This window comes from Agrobacterium sp. H141 (assembly GCF_057158725.1).
This window is the reverse complement of record NZ_CM169893.1, coordinates 1,180,181-1,200,698: the sequence shown is the minus strand read 5'-3', so window position 1 is coordinate 1,200,698 and position 20,518 is coordinate 1,180,181. Positions and strand designations below refer to the sequence as shown.

The window sequence follows — 20,518 nt, the reverse complement described above, 5'->3', positions numbered from 1 at the left end:
AGGCGTCAGGGCCGCAGCAGCAGTGTCAGTGACCAGATCAAAAAGGCGATCAACGCGATTTTCCAGAAGTCGCTTCGCCGTCTAAGCCCGGGAAACCCGAGCGGTTTTATAATCTGCACGGCCATGGCAAGGATAAGAAACAGGCCTATTACTTTGGTCATGAATGTCCTTCGCTCTTGGCCTTTTCCGTAGACCGGATACAGTCCCGGGTCAAAATGAACCCCGCAAAAGATTCGCCAAATCGATCCTATAGTGCAACAATCGCACTGCAACAAAACATGCGCATAGACGTTTCACCGGTAGCCTCCGTCACTTCTTCCCACATCGAATAGACGAAAAAATCCTTCATGAAACGAAATCTTCTTCCTGTTCTCGCCCTTCTGTCAGGCGTCTTGTTCCTGTTTCTGGGCAACGGTCTTCATAGCCTTCTGCTCCCCGTTCGCGGTTCGCTTGAGGGCTATTCCAACGAAGTCCTCGGTCTTCTCGGTACATCCTGGGCATCGGGCTTCGTTGCGGGCTGTTTCTTTGCGCCAAAACTTGTTCGCCGCATAGGCCATGTCAGGGCATTCTCCTGCTTCATCGCCATGATCGCCATCATCGCCCTGACAACGGGTGTCCTGATCGATCAGTATTCCTGGGTTCTATTGCGCGCACTCACCGGCTTCTGCACCGCCGGTACGACGATGATCATTGAGAGCTGGCTGAACGAGCGCGCGACCAATGAAAGCCGCGGCACCATTTTCTCATTTTATACGACCGTGACGCTCGTTGGCGTCGTCGGCGGCCAGATGCTGGTCGGATTGGGCAATCCGTCGACAACGATCCTCTTCATGATCTGCGGCATTCTCTATTGTTTCGCCATGCTGCCGACCACGCTGTCGAATGCAGCCTCCCCGCAGCCGCTCAAATCCGTGAAGCTCGACCTTCGTAGTCTCTATCGCAATTCGCCCGTCTCTTGCGTCGGCATCCTGCTCATCGGCATCGCCAATGGCGCCTATGGCACGCTTGGCGCGGTATTCGCCTCACGGGCGGGCCTGACACCGGCTCAGATCGCCATCATGCTCGGCATCACCATTGCCATGGGTGCGCTGGCACAGATGCCGGCCGGCAAGGTCTCGGATATGACCGACCGTCGTTATGTGCTGGCAGCGCTCGCCACCGTATCGGCTGTCGCCGCCCTGCTGATTGTCGCCATCGAGCCGTCCAATGTCATCATGATGATTGTGTTGGTGGCCCTATACGGAACAGCTGCAAACGCGCTCTATCCGATCGCGGTTGCCCACGCCAACGACTTCGCCTCCTCGGACGAATTCGTTAAAGTTTCCGGTGGCCTGCTGCTCTTGTTCGGTATTGGTACAATCATTGGCCCGACGGTTGGCGGTCCCGTGATGACGATATTGGGACCCTATATGCTGTTTGCGGTGACGGCCGTTGCCCATATATCGCTGGCTGCCTATGCCATCTTCAGAAGCCGCGTCCGCGCAGCGATCCCCGTGGAAGATCGCGAACTCCGCCCTGCGATGACGAATGGCACTCAATACAGCACGCCAGAAAGCCTCCAGCTTGACCCGCGCTCTATGCCGAAGCAGGATCCTGCCAGACAGGCAGCGGGATAGCATCGGGAGGACACTATGGCATTTATGGATGAAGAACGGGCCAAGAAGCCGGCAGCCCACGAACTGGGCTGCGACCTCTCCATGATCTCGGCAGATGAGTTGCAGATCCGGATTTCTCTATTACAAGAGGAAATCCAGAGACTGGAAGCAGAGTATGTGCGAAAGCAGGCAGGCCGCAGCGCAGCTGAAAGTCTGTTTCGTTCCTAATTGATACATAAATATTACTTGGGAATCAGCCATATCGCCTGTTTATCGCGTCTTTTAAGGACTTCGTTAACTTGCCGTTAACTGTTTAAAACCATGATGTGCATGTCCGGATCTTTCTGGACTCAGGCAGTTTCACCTTCTGGCGAATTGGTCTGATTTTTCTCCCTGTTTTACCTTGAGAGCCGCTTTTGCGGCTCTTTTTTTCGTCGCCACAATGCTTACATGAAATTGTGGGAATTAACCCTTTCTTAAGAATCGGCTTGCGCATTTCAGGTATTGATATCATCGTATTTATCAACGAATGGAACCCGGACATATCATCGTCCGTTAATGTATTAAGTTTTGCGTAGAACAGGGAATCAATCTCGATGTCGGAACTTGGAATGAACACGATCAATTTTGCCGGCCACGCCGCCGCATCGTCCCAGTTCAAGGCGACCTACGCTGAAGGTATGGGTCTGGTGGAAGAAACCGCAGCTTATCTGGACGGCCCCGGTCGTGCAGCTGCGAAAGTTCTGCCCCGCATGGCTTCCGTTCTATACGCTGCTGAATCGATGCGCCTGACAACCCGTTTGATGCAGATGGCCTCGTGGCTGTTGCTGCAACGCGCTGTAAACAATGGCGAAATGAGCCGGGATCAGGTCATTTCCGAAAAGAGCAAGGTGCGCCTCGACGGCTTCAACGTCGACCGCTCGGCTCCCGGTTGGAACGATCTTCCAGAAGGCTTCCGCGATCTTGTCGAACGCTCGCTGCGCCTGCAAAACCGCATCGCCCTTCTCGACCGCGAAATCTATCGTCCTTCGGATGACCTGGTGGCGGCCAATACCGAGAATCGAGTTCAGGCCCAGCTTGATCTGCTGCGCACCGCTTTCAGTGGCACCTGATCGACTAGGATAATTGTTTTTCGAAAGCCCGGCTTGCTGATTCGCAAGCCGGGCTTTCGCCATTTTGGCACTGTTTGCGCGCGAAAAGTTATTTATCCACAATTATTGAGTGTGTTATCTTCTCTCCATCAGAGGGAGGGAACCATGACGAAGTTCATTCTGTCGATCGACGGCGGCGGCATACGCGGAATCATTCCAGCCGTCATTCTCCGTGTCTTGCAAAAGAAGCTTGCTGACAAGAACAAGAGATTACCGCTTCACCGCTACTTCCACATGATTGCCGGCACATCGACCGGCGCGATCATTAGCGCCGGCCTCACCTGCCCCAAGCCTGGAAAACCGGAGGAAAGTGCTGCAGATCCCGATACGCTGGTTGAGGTTTACCGCAACAGGGGAAAGGAGATCTTCGACACATCGATCTTTCGCAAGCTCGCCAATCTCGGTGGGATTGTCGAAGAGCGCTATGACGCGCGCCCGCTGGAGAACATCCTGATCGAAATGCTTGGCAAGAACACCGAGATCGGCCATGCGCTCAGCACCGTTCTGATAACCGGCTATGATATCAAGAACCGTTCTGCGGTGTTCATGACCAATGCCGACAAGAAAAACGAGCGCTTCCGCTTCTGGCAGGCCGTGCGCGGTTCATCGGCAGCACCCACATATTTCGAGCCGGCTCTGGTTGAGGACCTTTCGGTTCCAAAGAGCAGCGCGGACCGCCTGATCGCCATGATCGATGGCGGCGTCTTTGCCAATGATCCAGGCATTGCAGCCTATGTGGAGGGCAGCAAGCTCGGCTGGCGCGACAATGGCAACAAGATGGTGATTCTGTCCATCGGCACCGGCTCGGCCAACCGGCCGATCCCCTATCAGGAAGCCAAGAACTGGGGCGCTGCCGGCTGGATAAACCCCTTCAACAACACGCCGCTCATTTCGGTCCTCATGCAGGGACAGGCCAGCACCGCCTCCTACCAGCTCAACAAACTGCTGAACGGCGATCAGGGCGGTTTTCGGCATGGAGGCACCACGGTCACCAAGGACAACCGGGCGGACCTGCATTATTTTCGGATAGATGCGCCACTCACAGGTGTTAGCGACGCGCTGGACGATGCGACGCGCGACAACATTGACAAGCTTGAAAGCTTCGCCAAAACGCTGGCCAGGACCTATGATATGGCGCTTGACGAGATCGCCGAACGTTTGTCGGCAACCTGAAACCCCAGACGGTCAGCCATAAAAAAAGCCCGGCAAACCGGGCTTTTTTCGTAAACCGTATCGACAGACGATATCAGAGGCCGAGGCCGCCGAAGCGCTTGTTGAACTTCGACACGCGACCACCACGGTCCAGCATCTGCTGGTTGCCGCCGGTCCATGCCGGATGCGAGGTCGGGTCGATTTCGAGGTTCATGACGCCGCCTTCAGCGCCCCAAGTCGAAAATGTTTCGTACTCGGTGCCGTCGGTCATGACCACTTTGATCTTGTGGTAGTCGGGATGGATATCAGCCTTCATAACGATCTTCCTGATCTTGCCAGGGTCCATTTGACGCAATTGCGTCACGGGACCTTATTCAATAAATGAAGCCGCAGTCCGATCAGGCCACGGCTTCCCAATTCGATGCGGTGCCTATACATGAAGGTCGCGAGGATAACAAGAGCCGATGAACGACAAGCGCGGCGGATATGAACAGAGGTATTGAAGTGAGCGAACAAGATGGCAAAGAAACCACAAAAAAGCGCTCTCTCAAGCCACTCTCGCATCTGATACCCTTCATCATGCGCTATCGCGGCATGGTCGGCGGCGCGCTTTTCTTTCTGGTTCTGGCAGCCGCCGCCACTCTGACGCTGCCGCTTGCCATACGCCGCATGGTCGATCACGGCTTCAACGCAGCCGACAGCGCCTTCATCAACGCCTATTTCGCCATGCTGATCGTCATCGCCATCATTTTGGCCATCGCCAGCGCCATGCGCTACTACTTCGTCATCAGCATCGGCGAGCGAATTGTCTCGGACCTGCGTCAGGATGTCTTCTCCCATGTCGCCTCGCTGTCGCCGGAGTTCTTTGACGTCAATCAGTCGGGCGAAATTGTCTCGCGGTTGACCGCAGACACAACCCAGATCAAATCGGCAGTCGGCGCCACGGCCTCGCTGGCGCTGCGCAATTCCATCCTCTGTCTCGGCGCCATCGGCATGATGATCTATACCAGCCCGCGCCTTGCCGTCCTGGTTCTGGTTGCAATTCCCCTCATCCTGTTTCCGATCATCGCCTTCGGTCGCAAGGTCCGCCAGCGCTCGCGCATTGCACAGGACATGCTGGCCGATGCTTCAGCCTTCGCCAGCGAGACGATTGCCGCCACCCGTACGATCCAGGCCTTCAATGGTGAGAAAGTCGCCGCAGCCCGTTACGGCGGCGCAGTGGAGACCGCCTACAATGCCGCGCGCGCCGCCATACGCTCCCGTGCACTGCTGACAGGCGTGGCCATCACCCTGGTGTTCGGAAGCGTTGTCGCCATCCTCTGGGTCGGCGCACAGAGTGTTCTGTCCGGCACCATGACCGCGGGAACGCTTGGCCAGTTCCTGCTCTATTCCGTGATTGCCGCAGGCGGCCTTGGCGCTCTCTCCGAAGTCTGGGGTGAACTGGCACAGGCCGGCGGTGCCGCGGAGCGCCTGAGCGAACTCCTGCAGGAAGTCCCCGCCATCCGCGCCCCGGATAAGCCAGTCGCCCTGCCCGCGCCGGCCCGCGGCGAGGTCGAGTTCGACAATATCCGCTTTTCCTACCCGTCTGCCCCCACGAGGTCCGCGCTGAACGGCCTCTCCTTCAAGATCGCGCCCGGTGAAACCGTGGCCATCGTCGGGCCGTCGGGAGCCGGCAAGAGCACGATTTTTTCGCTTATGCTGCGCTTTTACGATCCGGTATCGGGCGCAGTCCGCCTCGACGGTATCGACATTCGCGATACCGATCCCCTGTCGGTGCGCGAACGCCTTGCCATCGTCCCGCAGGATACCACCATTTTCGCAGCCTCCATTCACGACAACATCGCCTTCAGCATGCCGCATGCCAGCCGCGAAGCGGTGCAACGCGCCGCAAAGGCCGCCCGCGCCGATGAATTCATCGACCGCTTGCCTGAGGGCTATGAGACCCAGGCCGGGGAACGTGGTGTCACGCTCTCAGGCGGTCAGCGCCAGCGCATCGCCATCGCCCGCGCAATCCTGAAAGATGCACCCGTCCTGCTCCTCGATGAAGCGACCTCGGCTCTGGACGCTGAAAGCGAAACCCTGGTGCAAAAGGCGCTCGACGAGTTGATGACCGACCGCACAACCATCGTCATCGCCCACCGTCTTGCAACGATTCTCAAGGCTGATCGAATTCTGGTCCTGGAAAATGGCCGTATCGCCGAAGAAGGCACGCATCAAAGCCTCATTCAGCAAGGCGGCCTTTACGAAAAGCTGGCCCGCCTCCAATTCGAAACCGGTGCCCGGGATTTCCTCACCCCGGCGCAATGACAGGGTGTGTGCACGGGACGTCATTCCGCAACTCTCAACCGCTGCTTTAAGCGCGGAAGAGAAACGGCATGTGATTGCAGCCTACCGGATCAGCGCTCGGTCAACTTGAGTTCGATGCGTCGGTTCTGATCGCGCGCTTCAGGCGTGTCGCCCGCCACGATTGGCTGGAACTCTCCAAATCCCGCAGCAACCAGACGATTGGCTGGCACACCCTGCGAGATCAGATACTTGACGACCGCAATGGCGCGCGCGGCCGAAAGCTCCCAGTTGTCGGCATAACGGCCGGTGCCGGATAGCGGGACATTGTCAGTGTGGCCATCGACACGCAGGACCCAATTGATTTCAGGCGGAATTTCCTTGGCCACGTCCAGCAGGGCGCTGGCAAGTTTTGCCATTTCCTGCTGGCCTGCAGGATTGATGTCGCTGGCACCGGAGGAAAACAGAACTTCGGACTGGAATACGAACCGGTCACCGACGATGCGGATATTCTGCCGGTCGGACAAAATTTCGCGCAGACGTCCAAAGAAATCGGACCTGTAGCGGTTCAGTTCCTGCACGCGCTGCGCAAGCGCGACATTCAGCCGGCGGCCAAGATCCGCAATTTTGGTCTGCGAGGACTTGTCCTTGGCCTCCGACGCCTGCAGGGCATCTTCGACGGCCGCGATCTGCGCGCGCAGAGCCGCGATCTGCTGGTTCAGCAGATCGATCTGGCTCATCGCCCGTGCACTCACCTGCTGCTCCGCTTCCAGTTGATCGGTCAGCGCACCCACGCGGGCATTGGCTGCATCGGCGGACCCGGCGCCCGATGCCAGCAATTGCTGCAAGCGCGTCCGCTCGCTTTCAGACGAAGCGAGCGAGCTTTGCAGGTTGGCCAGATTGTCTTCCAGATCCTGCTTGCCGCTCTTTTCCAGTGCCAGAAGCTGCGTCAGTTCCGCAATCTGGCTGTTCAGCCGATTGAGCACTTCATCCTTGCCGCTGATTTCCCGACTGAGGATGAACTGCCCGAGCACGAACACGATGAGCAGGAACATGATGGCCAGCAAAAGTGTGGACAGCGCATCCACGAAGCCTGGCCAGTAGTCAACACTCCTGTCGCGGCGACGATTTCGCGAAAGTGCCATTATTTGGCATCTCCAGCTGGCTTCCTGACGGGTTTTTCAGCTGGCCTATCCGCCGGCTTCTCGACCAGTTTGTCCATCGCCTTGTCATTCAGCTTGTCGTTCAGGCGATCCAGCGTCTTGCGCATCGCGCGGGCATCTTCCTGCTGGGCTTCGATCCAGTCGCGCAGCATCTGCTGTTCATTGCGCATGTTCTTGACCAGTCCTTGAATGCCTTCGGCAAGCCCCGCCATCGAGTTGGAAGACCTGGAGCCAGCGCCGCCGGACTGCTCCGCCATTGCAGACATCTTGTCCAGAAGCGTCTGCAGGTCGGCAGAGCTGATGCCGCCGCCATTCGTCGAGCCGATCTCCGAACCGACATCCGTGACTGACGACAGCCAGTTTTCCAGCTCGGTATAGAAACGGTTCTGCGCCCTGCCCGCCTGCAGGTCGAGGAAGCCCAGGATCAGCGATCCCGACAGACCGAGAAGCGAGGACGAGAATGCCGTTCCCATGCCGCTCAACGGGCCGCTGAGGCCGTTCTTGAGCGCCTGCAACACGTCGCTGTTGTCATTGGAGGCTGGATTGAGCGACTGGATGACCGTGCTGATCGAACCGATGGTGCCAAGCAGGCCCCAGAAGGTGCCGAGCAGACCGAGAAACACCAGAAGCCCGATCAGATAGCGCGATGTGTCGCGCGATTCATCCAGACGTGTTGCAATCGAATCGAGAATGGAGCGCAAGGCGGCCGTTGAAATGTTGACGGTGTTGCGATTGCCGATCAGCGAACGCATCGGCGCCAGCAGTTTCGGATCGCGACCGACCTTTTCAGCACTGCCGGCAGCACGGAACGAATTGAACCACCGTACCTCGGGAATGAGCGCCAGCACGTGATTGAAAACAAGAATGATACCGACAACCAGCACACCCAGAATCAGGCCGTTAAGGCCCGGATTGGTGACGAAGGCGGCATGCGCCTGCCGGTAAAGAATGGCTGTAATAAATCCGACAATGATCAAAAAGATCAGCATCGTCGAGAAAAAAGGGATCGGGCTTGAAAGCTTGTATCCGTATCCGCCGCTTTCCTCCCCAGCTACTTCCAGGTCCGCGAGCTTCACTTTCGCCATATTGTCCTTAACCTCCGGTATGCGCGACACGGAGGCTAGTGGAAAATTGCGAAGATTTGAAGAGGTAAGCCGGGCTCACCGAAGCTTCGTACAGATTTGCTGCTCAGGCCTTGGGAACAGGCCGATGCAGCACTTCCATCAGGGCTTTCTGGATATATTCATTGCCTGCGAGCACATTACCGCTGGTGAACATATCGCTGCCGCCGTTCATATCGCTGGCAAAACCGCCCGCTTCACGAATCAACAGAATGCCGGCTGCCATATCCCATGGCGACAGGCCGGTTTCCCAGAATCCGTCCAGGCGGCCGGCTGCAACATAGGCCAGATCGAGAGCCGCCGCACCCATGCGACGCATGCCCGCGACTTCGCCCATGACATGGCGAAGCTCGACCAGGAACTTGCCGTGATGGCCGCGACCCAGATGCGGAACGCCGCAACCGACGACACAGTCTGACAAAACCTTGCGGGCTGCCACACGAATGCGACGGTCATTGAGGAAGGCCCCACCGCCACGCTCGGCGGTGTAGAGTTCATCCGTTGCCGGATTGAAGATCACGCCAGCGACCAGTTCGCCATTGCGTTCAAGCGCAATGGAAACCGCAAACATGGGAATGCCGTGCAGGAAGTTGGTGGTGCCATCCAGCGGATCGACGATCCAGCGATGCGCGCCATCGGTCCCCTGGATCTCTTCGCTCTCCTCACCGAGGAAACCATAGGTCGGACGAGCCTTCAGCAATTCTTCCATGACAATACGTTCGGCACGCAGATCGGCCTGAGAGACGAAATCGCTTGGTCCCTTGACGGAAACCTGCAGGTTCTGCACCTCGCCAAAATCGCGCGCGAGTGACTTGCCGGCCTTGAGGGCGGCCTGAACCATAACGTTAAGAAGAGCTGAGCGGGCCATCTGGCAAATATCCCTGGATTTTCGGCGAGTGGTCCGGTCTTTTGATCCCGGACAAAATAATAGCGGTCGAGCCGCTTGGTCGGCGGGTTCAAGACCACAAAATCCGCTGCAATTCAAGGGGCAAGGCTATGCGCATTGCCTGAACAGGCATATGGGGTCGGCAATTGACCCGACTTAGCTGACGCGAAAGCGGTTTGCGCGATCAATCGCCTGCTTCTGCTGATCGTCGGTCAGGCCCAGATAAAAGTCCTCAAGCGAAGTGTCCTTCAAGCCGGCCCGGCGCGACAGCACATACCATTTCGCAGCCTCAACCGGATCGGGCCGCGTGCCAAGCGCATTGATATAGAGATGCGAAAGCCGGTTTTGCGCGACCACATTGCCCCGGTTGGCAGCAATACTCAGCCAGCGAAATCCTTCATCATAGTCTTTCTCCCCGCCAATGCCGTTGACCAGCCAGATGCCCATGTCGAGCTGGGCCGTGTCGAAGCCGGCCTTGGCCGCGCGTGCGAGATAGCTGCGCGCCTGGGATCTCTTTTCCTCGGGAAGGTCGATAATCGTGCGATAGAGCTGCGACACAGCATATTGTGCATCGGCAATACCCTGATCGGCGGATTTTTCATAATAGGGCAAGGCGAGCTCCAGCCCCTTCTGGCCCGGATTGTCGGTGACAAGCGTCTGCGCCCAGTTGAACTGCGCCGAGGCATTACCGGCATCGGCAGCCTTTTTCATGTATTCGTCGGCCTTGGCCTTGTCGCGCTTGACGTCACGGCCTTGCATCAGGAGCATGGCATATTTGAACATGGCGGCGGGATACCCGCCTGCTGCTGCCTGAGAATACCAGAAGGCGGCACCCTTGGTATCGCGCTTGACGCCAAGCCCTTGCGACATCAGTTCTGCAATCAAGGTTTGTGCCGCCGGATCGCCGAGCTGCGCTCGCGGAAGTGCCTTGTCGATGGCCGTCAGATACAGACCGCGCTGATAGGCGCCATAGGCGTCATCGACTGGACCGTCATAGGTCTTTTCCGGCGGCAGATCAGGCAAGGGCGCGCCCATGCGCTCAAACAGCGTAATGCCCGATGCAGGCGCCTCCCCGCCAGTACCGCCGTTGCTTTCATTCAGAACTGGCCCAGCCTTGGTCTCGGAATTCACGTCTCCCGCAGGTCTGCTCGCCCGGCCACTTCGCTCCAGCGGAACAGCGTCATCTGCGCCACGCGTGATCGCCGGATCGGCCTCTTGTGCCGACACAAACGATCCGGACAAAACTCCCTGCAAGGCAAGGGCTGCGACAAAAAAGGCAATTCTGGGAGCAGTGCGTATGATCATACGCCGGTTCAAGCGCCAAACCGTGGCGCTTTTTCGTCAAGCGCGGCATTAATCTCGGCAACCGCCATCGAAGCTTTGGATGCGTCGGCAAAGACAGCCAGCCGCATGGCAACGAACTCCGCGCCCGTCTCGGCCACCGCCACGGCGGAAGACAGATCGGTTCCGCCCATGACGATGCACGGAATCTCGATCATGTCGGCCCACCACTCGGCCAGGGCGAGATTCTTCGAATGCGCCTCAGGCTTGATGTCACCGTCGAGCTTGCCAAAGAAGATGTAATCCGGCTGTGCCTCGCCCATTTCAAGCGCGACATGACGCTCCTTGGCATTGCCACCCCCGACAATCATCTTCGGCGTATGAGCTTCGACGGCCTCGGCAAGCGCCGCCGCATTGCCCGAGACATGCATACCATCGGCCTTTGCCCGTCCGGCGACCCGGCTGTCGTCAACAACCAGAGCCGCAGCGCCGGCTTCCTGAATCAAGGGCACCAGAATTTCCGCATGCTTCTGGAACTCCTGATCGTTCAAACCGTAGCGCGGGATGATCACCGATGCGACGTCTCCGCCCTTCAATGCCTCTGCGACAACAGTCCCAATTTCCTTGGCGTCCGTCACATCAGGCGTGATCAGCACCAGTCGGCAGCGCTTGTCTGGTCTGGTCATTCTGTGCTCCTGCCCCTATTCGTTTCGCACATTGCGAAAACTACTCTCGTGTCGTTCAAACATTTCCGATAGACCGGTCCGGCAAACGGATCAACAGAAACAAATGCTTCCTGACCTCGCATTCTTCCTTGCAGCCATCCCCGCTGTTGCTCTCGTCGGCCTGTCAAAGGGCGGCCTTGGCGGCGCTTTCGGCCTGATGGGCGTCCCGATTCTCGCCATGGCGGTGCCGCCAATGCAGGCCGCAGCCATCTTCTTGCCGATCCTTCTGGTGATGGATGGTGTCGCGCTGTTCGCCTGGCGTCACTACAACGACCGCAAGACACTTTTGATATTGTTGCCGGGCGCCTTGATCGGCATCACCCTTGGCTGGGCGACATCCAACATGATCTCGGCCAATGCCATGCGCCTCGTTCTGGGACTGATCACGCTGATCTTTGTGCTGCGCTATCTGATCGAGACCTTTGGCTCGCAAAAGGGGCAGGCTCCGCCAAGCGAACACAAGCCGGTGCTGGCAACCTTCTGGAGCACGATCTGCGGCTATACCAGCTTTGTCGCCCATGCCGGCGGACCGCCCTTCCAGATCTACACTTTGCCACTGAAGCTGGATCCAAAGACCTATACCGGCTGCAGTGTCCGCTTCTTTGCGATCGTCAATCTGATCAAGGTTGTCCCCTATTTCGCCCTGGGCGAACTGGACACCCAGAATATCACCCTGTCGGCTTTTCTTTTTCCGGTCGCGCTGGTTTCCACCTTGATGGGCGCACAGGTGGTCAAGTGGATGAAGCCGACGACGTTTTACCCGCTTATGTATGGAATGGTGTCGCTCACCGCCATCAAGCTGATTTGGGATGGCGCCGGCTTTTAGTCGCGCATTCTTTCGTCTGCTCCAACGATGCTGCGACGCACAAATACGCTTGCTGAAAATCCCGCTTTACCCTAGATTTGGGGGATGACGAACACGGACCCCTTCTCGGCCATTGCCGACCCGAACCGCCGCCATCTGTTGGAGGAGCTTCGTCGCGCGCCGAAAACGGTCAATGACCTCGCCAGGGGCCTGCCGATCAGCCGTCCGGCGGTGTCCCAGCACCTCAAGGCACTGCTGGAATGTGACCTCGTCACGGTCGAGGCCGACGGCACACGCCGCATCTATTCCGTGAATGCGAAGGGCTTCGACAAGATGAACATCTGGCTCGATCAGTTCTGGGCCTGACGCCCCGTTGCGGCGGACGAAATTCTGCGAACAGCGAATCATACCTGCGAATCACGTTCAGCTTTCCAGACAAAACAAAGCCCCGGAAGCCGCATTGGCAACCGGGGCGCTTAACGATCATCTCATGCGGCCAAACATAGGCCGGCCGCAAAACTCGACTAGTGACGCGTAGACGTCTTCAAACGCTGCATTTCATCTTTGATACGCAATTTCATACGCTTGAGGTAGGCAATCTCGGTATCATCGGCGGAGGGTGACGCAAGAACATCGTTGAGTTTTTCCTCAAGAGCACCATGCTTTTTCTCTAGAGATGCAATGTGAGCGTGAATTGTCATTCGACACATCCTTCCTTCTATATTCCTCCCGCAATCCATCGCGGGAGTTTCAGGGTTTGCGAATGTAATGTGACACGAAGAATGTGTTTTGTCGAAGGCCAAACAGTGGATTCGAGGGCCCAAATTCGCGAACAAGGATAACTTCCCGTTACCGCTATTTGATGATAGGAGCTTGCGCAAATATTCGGCACGCCTGAAAACAGACGTGAAGCTGGAATGGGAACAGGAAAGATGTCCGATCAGGAACAGGCGGATTCGCGTTTGGCGCTAGCGAAGCTACGCCAGGAGCATGAAGATTACGACGCCGCGATCAACGCAATGATCAAGGTTGGCTGCGAGGCCTTGCGCATACAGCGCATGAAAAAGAAGAAACTCGTCATCAAGGACAAGCTTTCGCAGCTCGAGGACCAGATCATCCCCGACATCATCGCATGACCGAAGAAGGGCCAAGCATGAACGAAGAGCAGCCGCCAGTATCCATTATCATGGGAAGCCAGTCCGACTGGGAAACCATGAAACATGCCGCCGATACGCTGGACGCGCTGGGTGTTGATTACGAGACGCGCATTGTCTCTGCCCACCGCACTCCGGACCGTATGTATGCCTTTGCCAAGACTGCGCGCGAAGAAGGCTTCAAGGTCATCATCGCCGGCGCCGGCGGCGCGGCTCACCTTCCCGGCATGACGGCCTCGCTGACGCCTCTTCCGGTTTTCGGTGTGCCCATTCAATCGAAAACCATGTCCGGCATGGACAGCCTGTATTCGATCGTGCAGATGCCGGCCGGCATTCCCGTCGGCACGCTTGCAATCGGCAAGGCAGGCGCGATCAATGCGGCCTTGCTGGCAACCCGCGTCCTGGCCCTCAATGACACGGATATCGCCGAGCGCCTCGACGACTGGATCGACAGGCAAAGCTCTTCGGTCGCAGATTATCCGGTGGACGATACCCTATGACAATCAAGACACTGGGCATTATCGGCGGCGGTCAGCTTGGCCGCATGCTGGCAATGGCCGCTGCCCGCCTCAGCGTCCGCACGATCATTCTGGAACCGCAGGTCGATTGCCCTGCAGCACAAGCCGCCAATAGCCAGATTACTGCCGCCTATGACGATCCCGCCGCATTGCGGGAACTGGCCGATGCCTGCGACGTGATCACCTATGAATTTGAAAACGTACCGGTGGAAGCCGCAACAACGCTTGCGAATCTGGTGCCGGTCTACCCGCCCCCGAAGGCGCTGGAAGTCGCCCAGGACCGGCTTGTCGAAAAACGCTTCCTCAATGCCAGCGGTCTTCCGACCGCACGTTTCCACGCCGTCGACAGTCAGGCAGATCTGGAAGCAGCTCTTGCCGATTTCGGCGGACAGGGCGTGCTGAAGACAAGGCGGCTTGGCTATGACGGTAAGGGTCAGCGTGTTTTCCGCTCCGCATCGGACAGTCCTGCCGGTGCCTTCGACGCTCTTGGAAGCGTGCCACTCATTCTCGAAAGCTTTGTCGCCTTCGAGCGCGAGATGTCGATCATCGCCGCCCGTGCGCCGGATGGCACAGTGGCATGCTACGACCCTGCGGAAAATGTCCACAAGGACGGCATCCTCGACACCTCGACCGTACCCGCCACTCTAACGGCCGGCACAGCCCAGGCGGCAGCATCCGCAGCGGAGAAGCTTCTCGCAGCACTCGATTACGTCGGCGTCATCGGGATCGAGTTCTTCGTTCTGGCAGACGGCAGCCTGATCACCAACGAGATCGCTCCGCGGGTTCACAATTCCGGACACTGGACGGAAGCCGCCTGTGTAGTCTCTCAGTTCGAGCAGCACATACGTGCCGTTATGGGCCTTCCGCTCGGCGATCCGTCCCGGCACTCCGACTGCGTGATGACCAACCTCATTGGCGACGATATGGAATCAGTGCCTGCCTGGCTCGCCCAAAAGAATGTCCTTGTTCATCTTTACGGCAAGGCGGAAGCGCGGCCCGGCCGCAAGATGGGCCATGTGACGGCCCTGAAACAGGCATAAATCCCGGCTTTCGGCGGGAAATCCGCCGCCCCCGGTTGACACGGAGGGCAAGACCGGGGTAATTGCCTGCAACCTCAAACGAGCGCGCTACGGCGCGCTTTTGAATGTCTATGACCCCTGGCGTTTTCGACAATGATTTCGCCGGCAACCATTGCGGATCAGTAAAATGAAGATCAAGAATTCGCTGAAAGCACTTAAGGCCCGTCACCGCGACAATCGTCTGGTTCGCCGCAAGGGTCGTGTTTACATCATCAACAAGCTGAACCCACGCTTCAAGGCTCGTCAGGGCTGATTGGCAAAGGGCGAAGGCTTCAGCCAATCAGAGGATTGGCTGTGGTGAACGCGTAAAATTGAATTGCAAGATAGCGCATGTGGATTACCATATCCCACATGCGCTATTTTCGTTTGACCACTTTCACACTCTGCCTCGCCCTTCCCGCCTTCGCTGCCTTGGCGCAATTCCAGCCTGTGGAACCGGAGACCGTGCCTGAGCTGCCGCTTGAGCGCGACGGACCCATGCAGGACATGCCGAAACCGCAGCAGGCACCGGTCATCGAGCAGCAGGCCGAGGTCGACGTTGAAAGCGATGCAGTCGAGGGCATCGACAAGATGCTCGTCGAACTCAAGCGCGACCGCGACCCCGAATCGGCGCAGGCCCTGGCAAAGCGTATCTTCACCCGCTGGGCCGACTCAGACAGCGCAACCGTCAATCTGCTGATGAAATGGGCGGTTGAGGCTATCCAGGAAAACCGCAACGCCGCCGCACTCGATTTCCTCAATCAGGCCATCGTGCTCAAGCCCGATTTTGCCGGTTCATGGAACAGGCGTGCGACGCTGCATTACACGATGGGCGAATACCGCAAATCCATGGAAGACATTAACCAGGTCCTGGCGATCGAGCCGCGTCACTTCGGTGCCCTGGCCGGCATGGCGGCCATTCTTGTCGAGACCGACCGGGACGAAATGGCGTTGCGCGCCTGGCAGCGATATCTGGAAATCTATCCGGCAGACCGCGACGCACAGAATGTCGTCACCAAACTCTCGGAAAAACTGGCCGGAAACCGCACCTGACCTCCCATTTGCCCCTCCCCCTTCTGGCTCCCTTAACCCGATGACAGATCCAGAAGGCGCGCGGTTGCGTAGACGATAAGTAACCTTGCGAGTGCGTATGGCAAAAATGACCACTTATCTTCTATGGGCAGTATCTGCCCTCATTCTCCTCATCATCGGAAGCATCATCCTGACCATCTGGCGTGCCCATGCGATTGAGGCGCGCTACCCCAATATCGGCACTCTGACCGATCTGGGCGATATGCAGATGAACGCGCTTCACATCCCCGCCGGCCCGGATGCCGATCTGCCGCCCATCGTTTTCATTCACGGTGCCAGCGGCAATCTCAGAGACCAGGCGCTCGCGTTCAGGAAGCCCCTGGAAGGGCGTGCCGAACTCCTGTTTGTCGACCGCCCCGGCCATGGTTACTCGGAGCGCGGCGGGCCGCAAAAAGATTATCCCGACGGTCAGGCGGCTGCTATTGCCAAACTGATGGACGAGAAGGGTATAAAGCGCGCAATCATCGTCGGCCATTCCTTCGGCGGTGCCATTGCGGCGAGTTTCGCCGTGCTTCATCCGGAAAAAACAGCAGGCCTGCTCTTTCTGTCGCCAGCCACCCATCCATGGCCGGGCGGTGTTGCCTGGTACTATCATGTGGCCACCGCACCCGTGATCGGCCCGCTATTTCGCTACACGGTGGCGCTGAACGCCGGCATGTCGATGTTGAAGCCGGCAACCGTCAGTGTGTTTTCGCCCAATCCCATGCCGGATGATTACATTGATGAGGCTGGTCCAGCGCTCGTTTTGAGGCCGTCGGCATTCCTTGCCAATTCAGCTGATGTCGTAAACCTGAACGATTATGTCACGCGGTTCTCGCCACGCTACAAGGAGATCAAGACACCCACCGTCATCATTACCGGAGACAGTGACGATGTGGTTCTCGCCAACATCCACTCCAAGGGCCTTGCCCACGACATAGAAGGCGCACAACTGCTCTGGATCCACAATGTCGGTCACAAACCCGATTACGCCGTGACAGGGCTCGCCATAGGGGCAATCGAAAGCATCGCTGGAAAGCCACGCGATCTTCAGACCCTGGCACGCGAAGCTGAGCTGGAAGTGCAGGTCACTTCGCAGCCATAAGGCACCCAAGCGCGGTTGCCATGCCGGTCATTGTGTGGGCATAGGCTTCCCAATACGGAGTTATCGGGAGACTTGCCTGTGACCAGAGACAAACTGTTCCTATTGCGTCCGGATTTCAAAGATCCGGCCTATCCCGGCCAACGCTTCTACTGCTGGCACTGTGCATTGATGGAAGGGGTTCTGGTCTCGTTTCCCGAACTGGCATCCGGATTAGATGTCCAGCGTATTGCCTGGCCGAGACCACGGCAGGAGGTCGTCGCCCTCCTTGGCGAAGCACATCAGGTGCTTCCCCTGCTGATCCTGGCGAAAGGCGAGACATCGCCACACCAGACTGGAACGCATGAGGGCATCGCCTTCATCGATGACAAGGACAAAATCCTGGCCGCTCTGTCCGAACGCCATGGCTTTCCAGCAGCTCACCCCTGAAGGGAGGCTGGCAAGACCATCTAATTTTAAGTGGGATTATGGACAAACTTCGGCGGCACGACTGATCGGCCATGCCGCCTGAATTGGATTTGTCAGACGCCGCTTTGGCCGTCTGCACTGATATAGGCGATGCGCAGCATATTGGTCGCACCGGGTGTGCCAAGCGGAACACCAGCCGACATGATCACGCGGTCGCCGGGCTTGCCAAAACCTTCTTCGACAACAATCCGGCAGGCGCGATTGACCATATCGTCGAGATCGGTCGGCTCCTTGGCCACGACGCAATGCAGGCCCCAGACAACCGAAAGACGGCGTGCCGTCTGGATGATGGGCGACAGCGCCAGGATTGGCACCTCAGGACGCTCGCGCGCCGAACGAAGGCCGGTCGTGCCAGACGAGGTGTAACAGACGATAGCCTGCAGCTTGAGCGTTTCGGCAATCTGGCGGGCAGCCAGCGAAATCGCGTCGGCGCCCGTTGCCTCCGGCTGGGCGCGCTGCGCATAGATGATGCCCGGATAATGCGGCTCGCGCTCGACGGTCGCCGCAATCGACGCCATCGTCGAGACGGCTTCAACCGGATACTGACCGGAGGCCGATTCAGCGGACAGCATGATGGCATCGGCGCCTTCGAACACGGCGGTTGCAACGTCAGAGACTTCCGCACGCGTCGGAACCGGCGCAGTGATCATCGATTCCAGCATCTGCGTGGCAACAACAACCGGCTTGCCTTCGCGGCGGCAGGCGCGGATCAGCTGCTTCTGGATACCGGGAACCCGCTCCAGCGGCATTTCAACGCCAAGGTCGCCACGGGCAACCATCAGCGCGTCGGACAATGCAATGATCTCTTCGATCTGCTCGAGCGCCTGCGGCTTTTCGATCTTGGACATGAGGCCAACGCGACCGCGGGCAATCTTTCGCACTTCGGCCAGATCTTCCGGGCGCTGGATAAAGGACAGGGCCACCCAATCGACGTCATTGGTGGCCAGAACCGCGTCGAGGTCAGCGCGGTCCTTGTCGGTCAAAACGCCGGTGGAGAGGATGGTGTCTGGAAGGCTCACGCCCTTGCGGTCGGAGATCTTGGTGCCGGAAACAACCGTCGTGACAATGCTCTTGCCGTCGCATTTTTCTGCGCGCAAAGCGAGCTTGCCATCGTCGATCAGCAAACGGTCGCCCACATTCACGGCTTCCAGAATTTCCGGATGCGGCAGGAAAACGCGCTTGTTGTCGCCGGGCTCATCCTTGTTGTCGAGCGTGAATGTCTGGCCGGGCGTCAGCTCGACAGTCGTGTCCTTGAACTTGCCAACGCGCAGCTTGGGACCCTGCAGGTCGGCCAGAATGCCGATCGGACGGCCGCACTGCTCTTCGACAGAGCGAATGCGCTTGATCAGGGTGCGCATCATGTCGTGACTGGCATGGCTCATGTTGATGCGGAAAAGATCCGCGCCGGCCTCATGCAGTTTCCGGATCATCTCCTCTTCGGAGGATGCCGGGCCGAGTGTGGCCAGGATTTTTACTTTGCGGTTACGCTTCATCAATTTTGGCCTTCTTGGGTGCCTGGTGTGTCGGACAATTGGACCATCCAGCTTCCCTGGCGTCCGGTGTCATATTCCTTGAATCCCATCTGCTGATATCCGCGTGCGAAACAATCCTGCACACCAGCGATTTTGAATTCGTTTTCGGCCACGCACATATTAACGTCGCCAGTCCAGCGGCCACCACGGGCCGCATCCTCTGCGTACAGATAGTAGTAGCGGGACTGCAGCTCCCCTTCGATCAGTGTCGCACAGGTCGAGGCGGGAACCTGCCACCACCCTTCCGTGACCCAACCCTCCGATGCGCGGTAGCCAATGGCTACGCCGACCAAATTCTGGGTACCATTGCAGACCCTGAATTCAGCAAAGGCGGAATCGGCAAAAAACATAGGAGCAACAGCTGCAACAGCGGCAAACAGGCCGCCTTTGAGCAGGCGCTTCGGCGAAAAAAACGAGTGTTTTGATGATTGCTTCGACACGGTTTCCGAAGGGGCTCCCCGGTTGTTCGTCATGAGCTTTCTTGCGACGATAGGCCAAGAAAGTCAACGTAAGTCTAATCGATTATAATGCTACACAGATGCTTGACGCCCGATATTGTCATAATCGCGGCCTCCACACTGCTTGCACGACGCGATCCTGCATGCGATCAGACAGAGGCTCATTCCATTTGGCGAAAACCCCAGATTCCCATGCAAGATTTCGTTCCCTTCGAACTGGTACCCGGCGATTGTGACAGAGGTTTGGTCCTGCTTGCAGACCATGCCATGAACGCCGTGCCGCCAGCCTACGGTAAACTCGGACTGCCCGACACCGCCTTTTCACGCCACATAGCCTATGACATCGGCGTGGAGGGGCTGACCCGTGCGCTCGCAGCCAGACTGGGCGTGCCAGCAGTGTTAAGCTGCTTCTCCCGCCTGCTGATCGACCCGAATCGCGGCGAGGATGATCCGACCCTCATCATGAAGATTTCAGACGGCGCGGTCATCCCGGCAAACCATCCGATCACCGAGACCGAGTGGAAACATAGGATCGAGACCTATCACCGCCCCTATCATAACGCGGTCGCAGACACCATCGACGCCGTAGCCGCCGCCACAGGCAAGGCACCTCTGGTGCTGTCGGTGCATTCCTTCACGCCCGCCTGGAAAGGGCAGGCCCGCCCCTGGCATGCCACAGTGCTGTGGGACAGTGATGGCCGGGTCGCTCACCGCTTTCTCGATCTGCTGAGCGCGCCGGGCGACATCGTGGTCGGCGACAACGAGCCCTATGACGGCGCCCTGAAGGGCGATACAATGTATCGACACTGCATGATCAAGGGCATACCGCATGCACTTTTGGAAGTGCGGCAGGACTTGATCGGCGATGAGGCTGGCATTGCCGCCTGGGCTGATCGCCTGCACCCGATTTTTGCCGCGCTCAATGCTGAGGAAGCCTTGCATCAATATGAGGTTCATCCTTCACGGACGGGCCCCTATACAGACTGATTGGACAA

At 58.0% G+C, this 20,518-nt stretch carries 25 protein-coding genes; 15 read left to right on the top strand and 10 right to left on the bottom strand.

Features of this window, described 5'->3' with window-relative positions; translation table 11 throughout:
• Positions 1–5 precede the first annotated feature (5 nt).
• Positions 6–161 carry a hypothetical protein gene (locus ACWPM9_RS05385; RefSeq protein ID WP_428187922.1) on the bottom strand — a complete coding sequence of 52 codons (156 nt, stop codon included), beginning with the start codon at positions 159–161 and terminating at the stop codon, positions 6–8.
• A gap of 186 nt (positions 162–347) precedes the next feature.
• Between ACWPM9_RS05385 and ACWPM9_RS05380 the strand changes: the two genes are divergently transcribed.
• From ACWPM9_RS05380 to ACWPM9_RS05365, 4 genes are all read left to right on the top strand, one after another.
• Positions 348–1,616, top strand: a complete 1,269-nt coding sequence (locus ACWPM9_RS05380) for an MFS transporter (RefSeq protein ID WP_484757012.1) — start codon at positions 348–350, stop codon at positions 1,614–1,616.
• A gap of 15 nt (positions 1,617–1,631) precedes the next feature.
• Positions 1,632–1,823, top strand: coding sequence for a DUF1192 domain-containing protein (locus tag ACWPM9_RS05375; protein ID WP_484757011.1), 192 nt, complete (start codon positions 1,632–1,634; stop codon positions 1,821–1,823).
• A 368-nt stretch (positions 1,824–2,191) separates the two neighbouring features.
• A complete protein-coding gene (gene rcdA, locus ACWPM9_RS05370) occupies positions 2,192–2,707 on the top strand; it encodes a protease adaptor protein RcdA (protein ID WP_484757010.1) in 516 nt (171 codons plus the stop codon).
• A 144-nt stretch (positions 2,708–2,851) separates the two neighbouring features.
• The gene (locus tag ACWPM9_RS05365; RefSeq protein WP_484757009.1) at positions 2,852–3,919 is read left to right on the top strand and encodes a patatin-like phospholipase family protein; all 1,068 of its coding nucleotides are present in this window, start codon (positions 2,852–2,854) and stop codon (positions 3,917–3,919) included.
• Positions 3,920–3,992: 73 nt separating this feature from the next.
• On the opposite strand, the gene rpmE is transcribed toward ACWPM9_RS05365, so the two are convergent.
• Positions 3,993–4,214, bottom strand: a complete 222-nt coding sequence (rpmE, locus tag ACWPM9_RS05360; RefSeq protein ID WP_428187917.1) for a 50S ribosomal protein L31 — start codon at positions 4,212–4,214, stop codon at positions 3,993–3,995.
• 170 nt (positions 4,215–4,384) lie between these two features.
• Between rpmE and ACWPM9_RS05355 the strand changes: the two genes are divergently transcribed.
• Entirely contained in the window at positions 4,385–6,205 is a 1,821-nt protein-coding gene (locus ACWPM9_RS05355) for an ABC transporter transmembrane domain-containing protein (protein WP_484757008.1), read from the top strand.
• 89 nt (positions 6,206–6,294) lie between these two features.
• Here ACWPM9_RS05355 and ACWPM9_RS05350 read toward each other — a convergent pair whose 3' ends face one another.
• From ACWPM9_RS05350 to ACWPM9_RS05330, 5 genes are all read right to left on the bottom strand, one after another.
• Positions 6,295–7,326 carry a peptidoglycan -binding protein gene (locus ACWPM9_RS05350; protein ID WP_428187915.1) on the bottom strand — a complete coding sequence of 344 codons (1,032 nt, stop codon included), beginning with the start codon at positions 7,324–7,326 and terminating at the stop codon, positions 6,295–6,297.
• Positions 7,326–8,429: a flagellar motor protein MotA gene (locus ACWPM9_RS05345; RefSeq protein ID WP_484757007.1), complete on the bottom strand. Its 1,104-nt coding sequence runs from the start codon at positions 8,427–8,429 to the stop codon at positions 7,326–7,328. Before ACWPM9_RS05345 ends, ACWPM9_RS05350 begins: the two co-directional genes overlap by 1 nt.
• Before the next feature lie 103 nt (positions 8,430–8,532).
• Entirely contained in the window at positions 8,533–9,333 is an 801-nt protein-coding gene (locus ACWPM9_RS05340) for an inositol monophosphatase family protein (RefSeq protein ID WP_428187913.1), read from the bottom strand.
• 174 nt (positions 9,334–9,507) lie between these two features.
• Entirely contained in the window at positions 9,508–10,656 is a 1,149-nt protein-coding gene (locus ACWPM9_RS05335; protein WP_484757006.1) for a tetratricopeptide repeat protein, read from the bottom strand.
• Between the two features lie 8 nt (positions 10,657–10,664).
• Positions 10,665–11,318: a thiamine phosphate synthase gene (locus tag ACWPM9_RS05330; RefSeq protein ID WP_484757005.1), complete on the bottom strand. Its 654-nt coding sequence runs from the start codon at positions 11,316–11,318 to the stop codon at positions 10,665–10,667.
• A 103-nt stretch (positions 11,319–11,421) separates the two neighbouring features.
• Here ACWPM9_RS05330 and ACWPM9_RS05325 point away from each other — a divergent pair, with 103 nt between their 5' ends.
• Positions 11,422–12,183, top strand: coding sequence for a sulfite exporter TauE/SafE family protein (locus ACWPM9_RS05325; RefSeq protein ID WP_484757004.1), 762 nt, complete (start codon positions 11,422–11,424; stop codon positions 12,181–12,183).
• An 84-nt stretch (positions 12,184–12,267) separates the two neighbouring features.
• On the top strand, positions 12,268–12,528 hold the full coding sequence (locus tag ACWPM9_RS05320; RefSeq protein WP_428187909.1) for an ArsR/SmtB family transcription factor: 261 nt from the start codon (positions 12,268–12,270) through the stop codon (positions 12,526–12,528).
• Between the two features lie 158 nt (positions 12,529–12,686).
• Here ACWPM9_RS05320 and ACWPM9_RS05315 read toward each other — a convergent pair whose 3' ends face one another.
• Complete coding sequence (locus ACWPM9_RS05315; RefSeq protein WP_428187908.1) at positions 12,687–12,863, bottom strand: YdcH family protein; 177 nt, start codon at positions 12,861–12,863, stop codon at positions 12,687–12,689.
• A 231-nt stretch (positions 12,864–13,094) separates the two neighbouring features.
• Here ACWPM9_RS05315 and ACWPM9_RS05310 point away from each other — a divergent pair, with 231 nt between their 5' ends.
• From ACWPM9_RS05310 to ACWPM9_RS05280, 7 genes are all read left to right on the top strand, one after another.
• Positions 13,095–13,298 (top strand): YdcH family protein, encoded by a 204-nt coding sequence (locus tag ACWPM9_RS05310; RefSeq protein WP_428187907.1) that lies wholly within the window; start codon positions 13,095–13,097, stop codon positions 13,296–13,298.
• A gap of 17 nt (positions 13,299–13,315) precedes the next feature.
• Positions 13,316–13,816, top strand: coding sequence for a 5-(carboxyamino)imidazole ribonucleotide mutase (gene purE / locus ACWPM9_RS05305; RefSeq protein WP_428187906.1), 501 nt, complete (start codon positions 13,316–13,318; stop codon positions 13,814–13,816).
• Positions 13,813–14,874: a 5-(carboxyamino)imidazole ribonucleotide synthase gene (locus ACWPM9_RS05300; RefSeq protein ID WP_484757003.1), complete on the top strand. Its 1,062-nt coding sequence runs from the start codon at positions 13,813–13,815 to the stop codon at positions 14,872–14,874. Before purE ends, ACWPM9_RS05300 begins: the two co-directional genes overlap by 4 nt.
• Before the next feature lie 166 nt (positions 14,875–15,040).
• Positions 15,041–15,166 carry a type B 50S ribosomal protein L36 gene (gene ykgO, locus ACWPM9_RS05295; RefSeq protein ID WP_062584498.1) on the top strand — a complete coding sequence of 42 codons (126 nt, stop codon included), beginning with the start codon at positions 15,041–15,043 and terminating at the stop codon, positions 15,164–15,166.
• Positions 15,167–15,255: 89 nt separating this feature from the next.
• Positions 15,256–15,945 (top strand): hypothetical protein, encoded by a 690-nt coding sequence (locus tag ACWPM9_RS05290; RefSeq protein ID WP_428187998.1) that lies wholly within the window; start codon positions 15,256–15,258, stop codon positions 15,943–15,945.
• A gap of 106 nt (positions 15,946–16,051) precedes the next feature.
• Complete coding sequence (locus tag ACWPM9_RS05285) at positions 16,052–17,068, top strand: alpha/beta fold hydrolase (RefSeq protein ID WP_484757002.1); 1,017 nt, start codon at positions 16,052–16,054, stop codon at positions 17,066–17,068.
• A gap of 78 nt (positions 17,069–17,146) precedes the next feature.
• Complete coding sequence (locus tag ACWPM9_RS05280) at positions 17,147–17,494, top strand: DUF3088 domain-containing protein (RefSeq protein WP_484757001.1); 348 nt, start codon at positions 17,147–17,149, stop codon at positions 17,492–17,494.
• Between the two features lie 92 nt (positions 17,495–17,586).
• Here the strand turns inward: ACWPM9_RS05280 and pyk are convergent, their stop codons facing one another.
• Together pyk and ACWPM9_RS05270 are read right to left on the bottom strand one after the other, a co-directional pair.
• On the bottom strand, positions 17,587–19,026 hold the full coding sequence (gene pyk, locus ACWPM9_RS05275; protein ID WP_428187902.1) for a pyruvate kinase: 1,440 nt from the start codon (positions 19,024–19,026) through the stop codon (positions 17,587–17,589).
• Positions 19,026–19,415 carry a DUF1036 domain-containing protein gene (locus ACWPM9_RS05270; protein WP_428187996.1) on the bottom strand — a complete coding sequence of 130 codons (390 nt, stop codon included), beginning with the start codon at positions 19,413–19,415 and terminating at the stop codon, positions 19,026–19,028. Before ACWPM9_RS05270 ends, pyk begins: the two co-directional genes overlap by 1 nt.
• Before the next feature lie 300 nt (positions 19,416–19,715).
• On the opposite strand from ACWPM9_RS05270, the gene ACWPM9_RS05265 reads away from it, so the two are divergent.
• Positions 19,716–20,510 carry an N-formylglutamate amidohydrolase gene (locus ACWPM9_RS05265; RefSeq protein ID WP_484757000.1) on the top strand — a complete coding sequence of 265 codons (795 nt, stop codon included), beginning with the start codon at positions 19,716–19,718 and terminating at the stop codon, positions 20,508–20,510.
• Positions 20,511–20,518 lie beyond the last annotated feature (8 nt).